5 protein-coding genes are annotated in these 6,904 nt (G+C 64.3%); all 5 read right to left on the bottom strand.

The annotated features are described in order from the left end of the window. Positions 1–2,048 (bottom strand): tetratricopeptide repeat-containing sulfotransferase family protein (locus JOZ06_RS01325; RefSeq protein WP_293227917.1); only part of this gene is annotated, 2,048 nt, incomplete at its 3' end. A 36-nt stretch (positions 2,049–2,084) separates the two neighbouring features. Then, a complete protein-coding gene (locus JOZ06_RS01320; RefSeq protein ID WP_293227915.1) occupies positions 2,085–4,874 on the bottom strand; it encodes an autotransporter domain-containing protein in 2,790 nt (929 codons plus the stop codon). Positions 4,875–4,997: 123 nt separating this feature from the next. Beyond that, positions 4,998–5,837: an FkbM family methyltransferase gene (locus JOZ06_RS01315; RefSeq protein ID WP_293227913.1), complete on the bottom strand. Its 840-nt coding sequence runs from the start codon at positions 5,835–5,837 to the stop codon at positions 4,998–5,000. 8 nt (positions 5,838–5,845) lie between these two features. Further along, positions 5,846–6,742, bottom strand: coding sequence for an alpha/beta fold hydrolase (locus JOZ06_RS01310; RefSeq protein WP_293227911.1), 897 nt, complete (start codon positions 6,740–6,742; stop codon positions 5,846–5,848). Further along, positions 6,699–6,904, bottom strand: a 206-nt coding sequence (locus JOZ06_RS01305; protein WP_293227909.1) for a hypothetical protein, incomplete at its 5' end; no start/stop codon positions are given. The genes JOZ06_RS01305 and JOZ06_RS01310, both read right to left, overlap by 44 nt.

Raw genomic sequence — 6,904 nt, 5'->3', positions numbered from 1 at the left:
AGCAGCGGCCCGAGATAGCGCGCATACGCGCGCCAGCGGCCCGTCGAGGTCCGATAAATTGGCTGGCGGACCTGATTGACGCTCGCCGTGCGCACCACTCGGCGGTTGCGATGGAAGCTCAGGCAGGCCGCGTCCCACGGCAGCCCTAGAAAGGCGATCAACCGCCGTGCCTCGCCCTCAAGATCCTCGACCACGGCCTCGTAATCGATATCGATGAACGTGTTGGCGGGCAGCAGCGCGCGCCAATGCGCCATCAAGCCTTCGTACTGGCGGTAGAAAACGCCAAGCTCGGTCTGGTCATAGGCGAACGGCTGCTGCCCGGCGAACAGCTTGGTGTAGCAAGACAAGCAAGTGTCGACCGAATCGCGCCGAACATGGATGATCCGGGCGCCCGGCAGGATCACGGGGATCGCGCCCGCATACAGAAAATTGCCGGGCATCTTGTCGACGACGTGCGGCCGTCCCGCGGCAAGCGGCGCCACGCGGGCCAGATAGGCTTCCCCGCACTGCCGCCATCGTGCTGCCGCGCCCTCCTCGCCGTCGAGCGCCAGCACACCGTCGGGAAAATCGCCAAGGTCGTCGAGGGCGAGACGCAGCGCCGGCAATTCGCCCGCGCCCGTCACCTGCGGATGCGACGACAGGATCTGTTCGATCAGCGTGGTGCCCGAGCGGGGCATGCCGACGATGAAGATGGGCAACGTCGTGCGTGCGCCGAGGCCGGCGAGCCGGTCATACCGCGCTGGCGAGAAAACCTCGCGGATGCGTTCCATCCAACGGCCGGTCTGCTCGCTGTCATAGTCGAACGAAGCGCGTTTATAGCGATTGCCGGCGTCCAGATGGCGAAACGCCCGTTCAAGATCCGCGATGTCGAGATAGGCCTTACCGAGCGCGAAATGCGACGCGACGCGATCGGCGAGCGAACGCCGCTCGCCTTCCGCGAGACACGCTTCCAACGCCGCGATGTCGGGATCGCCCGCGCTGAACGTGCGCAGCTCCGCGCGCGCGGCCAGCGCCTGCGCGGAACCGGGAAAACGCGCGAGCGCCAACGCGAAGGCCGCCAGCGCTTCGTCCCGGCGCCCCGCTTCCGTCAACAAGGTGCCGCGCCCCACCAACGCCGTTTCGGCCACCGTGCCGGGCAAGGCCGCGGCCTGCTCGTAGGCCTTGAGCGCTTCGTCGGTCTGGCTCAGATCCTGTAGCACGAGCGCCAGCGTGTGGTGGGCTTCGGCGCTTTGCGGCGCGAGCGCAACGACCTGCCGCGCGATGGCCAGCGCCTCTTCGGTATGGGCAATTTGTCTGAGCGCCTTGGCGCGGGCCGTGAGCGCGGCCGGATGCGCCGGCGCGAAAGCCTCGAGCATATCGAGCGCGCGCAGCGCCGCATCGTGGCGCTGGCGCGACATCTCGGCCTCCGCGAGGTTCAGGTAGGCGTCGATGAAGCGCGGGTTGAGATCGATCGCCCGCCGCGCATGCTCGACCGCGTCGTCGTAGCGGCCTTGCGTCGAGAGCAGAAAAGCGAGGTTGCTGTGCGCTTCCGCATACGACGGATTGAGCGCCAGCGCCTTGCCATAGCTCGCTTGCGCCTGATCCATCCGCCCCAGCCGCCGCCACGTGTTACCCAGATTGTTATGGGCCTCGGCCCAGTCGGGGCTCTGCGCCACGACGCGCTCCAGGCACACGCGGCTCTGCTCGAGCTTGCCCGCCTCCTGCAACACGATGCCTAGATTGTTCCATCCGGCCACGAGCGTCGGGTCCATGGCGACAGCGCGTTCCGCGGCCGCCTCGCCTTGCGCCAGCATGCCCTTCTGCCGATACATTTCCGCGAGATTGCTCGAATACACGGCCGACGCGCGCGGGGCGAGGCAAGCCTGCCCCAGGTGGGCGATCGCCAGATCCAAGTTGCCGTAAGCGTGTGCCATCAGCCCGAGCAGGTGCAGCGCGTCGGGCTGGCCGGGCCAGGCGGCCAGCACCCGTTGGGCCAGGATCTCGGCCTGCTCGGCCTGGCCGGCATGCCAGTGCGCGTAGGCGCGCGTGAGCGCGTCCTGAATACTCATATTGCCCGGCGGCGCCGTGTGTGACATATCGACCAATCAGAAAAGCTGCCGCAGTCGCAAGCTGCCGGCCTGGGAGAGATAGCCCGGCCCAAACTGGACGTTGTAACGTGCGGTCAGGCTCAGGTTGCGCGCTTTCAGCAACGTCACGCCCGCGGTCAGCACGGCGGAGTCCGCCATCGGCCTCATGCCCTGCACGGTAAACCCGGTCTGTCCGCTGGAATCGGCGGCGAAGGCGGCGGTGGTGTTCGGGCGCGAGGTGTCGTACTCGTGACGCCACGCGAGAGTCAGCTCCGGCACCATCACGCCATAGGCGGTCTGCACTTCGCGTTCGACCTTCGCGCCGAGGTCGGTCGAGACCGAGGTCGCATGCGAGGCGTCGACCGAGAGCGCCGCGCCGTTGCCGCCCGATTCGATGTAGCCGTCCTGATGCAGATCGCTGTAGGTCAGGCTCGCCAGCGGCGTGACCGTCGTGGCGCCAAACGCAAGCGGATAGCCGATCTCGCCGCGCGCGACGTACTGCAGCCCGCTGAAGCTGCTGTTTGCCTGGCCGGTGAAACCGCTGAAGTTGACCAAGCGATTGGCGTTGTAGCGCTGATCGACGGCGCCCGCGGACAGATTGGCGTACCAGCGGCTCGCCACGTAGCTGGCGTAGCCGACCAGGCCATACGCATTGATGCGGGTGCCGTTCGCGGCGGTGGCGCCCGTATTGTTGACCGTGGTATTGCTGTAGCTGAGCACGCCGCCGACTCGCCACGCGTCGGAGACCGCCTGATCGGCGCCGACCAGCAGACCGCCGTAATTGGCGTTGTATCCATCCACCTGGTCGCGCTCGTCCTGGCTCGCCCGCCCGCCCAGCACCTGGCCCCAGACACCCCAGCCAGACGACGCCTCGCCGGTCGAAATGCCGCTGCCGACGTTTTGCGCCAAGCGCAAACCGTTGGCGTGGCTTGAGATGATGTTGAGCACGTCGAAGGTCGGCGCCGCCGCCGCGCGGCTCGACGAGGCCTGCGTCGCGGGGCCGAGCTGCTTGCCGGCGGCATTGAGCGCTTGGGTCGAACCGCTGGCGTCGAGCGCGAGCGAGGCGTTGTACAAGTTAAGCAAAGCCGGGCTGATACCGGTGTAGTTCGCGAGCCCCCCAAGCGCCGACACCGCATTGGGCGCCGTGGCGCCGGTTGTCGTTGATCCACCGGGGTTGGCGACGGTCAGGACAAGATCGCTGTTCGCGCCGTTGGCCACGGCCGCGCCGGTAACAACCAGGCCGCTCGTCCCGGCAATCGAATACTGTAACGAACCTGCGTTGTAGTTGGTGCCGGTGCCGGTGGCGTCGATGACGACAAAGCGTTGGCCGGCGGCAAAGCCATAGGCGTTCAGCTTCTGCAGGGTCACGGCCGAGCCGGCGGCGATATTGGCGGTGCCGGAGACGACCAACCGGCCGTAACCGCTGTCGCTGCCGATCGTGCCGCCGGCGACGGCGTTGTCGGCGACGCCGACCGACAGCGTGGCGGAGGCCCCCTGCGTGTAATTGCCCGTGATCGCGATGGCATTGTTGACCTGCAGTTTGGCGCCGCTGTTATTGACGGCATGGCTGCCAACGTTGACGTTGTCGTTAAGCAGCAGGTTGCCGGACCCGAAGACGACATTGGACGAGGTATTGGTGAGCATGCCCGCATTCACGCTGGCGATCCCGCCGCTGATGCCGGTCAGTGTGCCGAATACCGCGCCGCTGCCACCGCTGATGCTGAGGTTGACCGAGCCGGTGTTATGGATGTTGCCGGCGATCAAGCCGCTATTGCTGATCTGACCGATGGTGCTGGTGCTGTCGATATTGATGGCGTTGAGCAGGCCCGTGATGGTGCCGCTGTTGGTTACCGAGCCGATTTGAGCGCCGGCCAACGCGAAAATCCCCGTATAGGGCCCGCTCGGGAAACCGGTGACGGTTTGGCTGGTCGCGCCGCTGATGAGGCCGGAGTTGTTGATGGTGCCGATAGTCCCGCTCTGCGCCACCACGCCCGAAAAGGTGCCGACGATCGACCCGCTATTGGTCAGCGTCCCCAGCGAGGCGCCGCTGCGGATGAGGACGCCCAGTTCGTTGGTGATGGTGCCGCTGTTGTTCAACGCGCTGATGGTGCCGGAATTTTCCCCCAGCACACCGTAGCCGACGATCGTCCCGATATAGGTGGAGCCTTTGATGGTGCCGCTATTGAGAATCGTGCCGATGCTGCCGCCGTTGTTATCGATGCCGAAGATACTGCCGCTGACCGTGCCGCTGCCGGCAAGCAGGCCCTGGTTGTTGACGACGGCGATGCTGCCGGTATTGAAGATTCCCCGCCCCGCGCCGGTAATCGTGCCGGTGGCGGTGTTGGTCAGCGTCCCGATCGCGCCGGTGTTCTGCAGGCCCGACGCAATGGTGCCGGACGTGCTGGTGCCCCCGACGAGACCGCTGTTGTTGAACGCATTGATGGAACCGGTGTTGCGAATGCCCGTGCTGCCGCCGAGGATCTGACCGCCGCTGTTGTTGTTCAGCACGCCGATGGTGCCCGAATTGACCATTCCATACGTGATGCCGGCAATCGTGCCGTTGTTGGTCAGCGTGCCCAGCGAGGAGCCGGTCGCCAGCAACGCGGTCGCCGTGTTGAAATTGGAGAGGACGACATTGGTGGCGATCGTGCAGTTGCCCGACGACCAGCCGATCTCGGTGGTGTTGGCGCTGATCGTCCCATTGATGCCGCAGTCGGCTTTGGCGACGAGCGGCGCGACGCCGGTGAGCGCGCCGGCAAAAGCGGCGGCGATGGCACGTTGTCTCGGTAATACGTTCTTGCGTTTCATGATCGCCCCGATGGAAAATTTGGGCGATTATGAAAGAACCTCTACGCAGGCGAATCTAGCCATTAAGCCAGTATTTACAGATTTTTGTACTTTATAATTGCAATATATTAGTTAATTGCACCATTACTCAAATATTGACCGGGGCATTCGCCCCGCCAGCGGATGAACGGCCGCGTCGACGATTTCCTCGAACCCTTGCAGCACGAGGCTGGCTTCCCGCGGCACGCCCAGCATGTTGAACGAGTAGAGTTGCGGATAGCGGTTGTCCGCGTTGCCGCGGTAATTGTGCGGGTTGAATAGTGGACTGATGTGCCAGCAAAGCCGGTAACCCTGCCCCCACAAGAATTGGATCAGCGCGGAAGAGTTGGCGACGCGGTCATTCTCGACGAACAACAGAGGACGGTGGTTGGCCAGCACATCCAAGGCGCCTTCCAGCACCTGTAACTCAAACCCCTCGACGTCCACTTTCAACAGGCTCACGCGCCGCTCGCGCGTCATCTCGTCCAGCCGCACGCACGGCGCCTGAACGCCATTCGCCAACGGCTGCGTTTGCGCCGAAACCGCGCCGAAGTTGCCCGTGCGCCGGTAATCGGGACGGCCGAGCCAGACCGTCCCCGGCTGCGCGGCGCACGCGAAGGGCCACGCGGCCACATTGTCCACGGCGTTTAGCGCCAGGTTCGCGCACAGATTCTGGAACACGAACGGCTGCGGTTCGAACGCCATGACGTCCGCGCCGATGGCTTTGGCCGCTTTCGCCAGGGGCACGGTCTGGCTGCCGATATTGGCGCCGACCTCGACCACCGTGCCCGGCTGGTTGGCGCATTGCAACAGCAACTGCGTTTCCAGCTCGGCGTACTCGCCATAGTGGATCAACGCCTGACCGACATACTCGTCAAAGCGATTGGCAAGCATCGTTCCATGACGCGTGTCGACGAGGGTGTAAGGGTCTGCGGCGGAGGGCATGGCAGGGTTCACTTTGGCTGTAGATCGACCAAAAAGGCCAATATCGCCGCTTGCATGACCGCCACCCCGGAAGGTTCAACCGGGAAATGGCCGCAATCGGGCAACAGGACGAATGCTTTGCGCACCGGCAGCAAATCGAACATGAGGTGGCTTAATGCCGGCACTGTCCAGCGATCTTGCTCCGGGTGGACCACGAGTACCGGGCAGCGATCGAATTGCGCCGGCGCAATGCGTGGGCGCGCATCGAGCAGCGAGGCGATGAAACGCAGCGGCAGCCAACGCCCTCCGCCAAGCGGATCGGCGATGAGTCGTCGGGTCAGCGCCGGATCATTGCTGATCTTCGGCATATTGGCCAGCCAGCGCACAGGCAGCGACACCGGCAAGACACGGGAGAAAAAAGGCAGGCAAGCCGTCACCAAGGGATGCGACAGCCAAGGGAAACGGCCATAGGCCCGCCTGACCTCGGCCAACTGCGGGTTGCCCAGCAAGGTGGCGACCAGCCCGACAACCTGATCGCACCGGCAAGCCACCTGATACGCCAGAAAGCCGCCAAGGCTGCAGCCGATCAACACGCACGGCCGTCCGCTGCGTTCGGCTTCTTGCGCAACCAGCGCGGCGACACAGTGTTCCCAATGGGCATGGTCAACCTCATGCGCCTTGGCCTTCAGCGGACCGTAGCCCGGCAAATTCGGCACCAACACTTCATAGCCGGCCTGCTGCAATGCCAATGCATCGTTGGCGAACCACAGGCTATGGGCGCCCGCGCCGTGCAGGATGATCACCGTGAGCGGGCTCGTGGGCTCAGGATAGCGGTCCAACATCATGCGCACCCGGCCGGCGCAAAACAGACTGCGCTGCCGCTCATGCCGATTTGGCTGCTGAAATGAAGGAGCGATCGCGTCCATTCATCGTTTCCATGAATTTTTTATTGAGAATGATTATCATGCACAAAAAATAAATTGGCAATCTGTCTTGCCCCAATTGCAAACCATGCAATGACGGGTTCAGATTGCGTAGGAATGCGGCGTTACCGCCTGATAGCGATGCCTGGGAAAACATGGCAGCGG

The organism is Paludibacterium sp. (genome assembly GCF_019232825.1).
In the GTDB taxonomy this organism is placed as follows: domain Bacteria; phylum Pseudomonadota; class Gammaproteobacteria; order Burkholderiales; family Chromobacteriaceae; genus Paludibacterium.
The sequence above is the reverse complement of the archived record's forward strand: the minus strand, read 5'-3'. Positions and strand labels throughout refer to the sequence as shown.

What these genes read in the sequence shown, in the direction of transcription:
- JOZ06_RS01320 (WP_293227915.1), bottom strand. Translation starts at nt 4,874, where the DNA reads ATGAAACGCAAGAACGTATTACCGAGACAACGTGCCATCGCCGCCGCT.
- JOZ06_RS01315 (WP_293227913.1), bottom strand. Translation starts at nt 5,837, where the DNA reads ATGCCCTCCGCCGCAGACCCTTACACCCTCGTCGACACGCGTCATGGA.
- JOZ06_RS01310 (WP_293227911.1), bottom strand. Translation starts at nt 6,742, where the DNA reads ATGGACGCGATCGCTCCTTCATTTCAGCAGCCAAATCGGCATGAGCGG.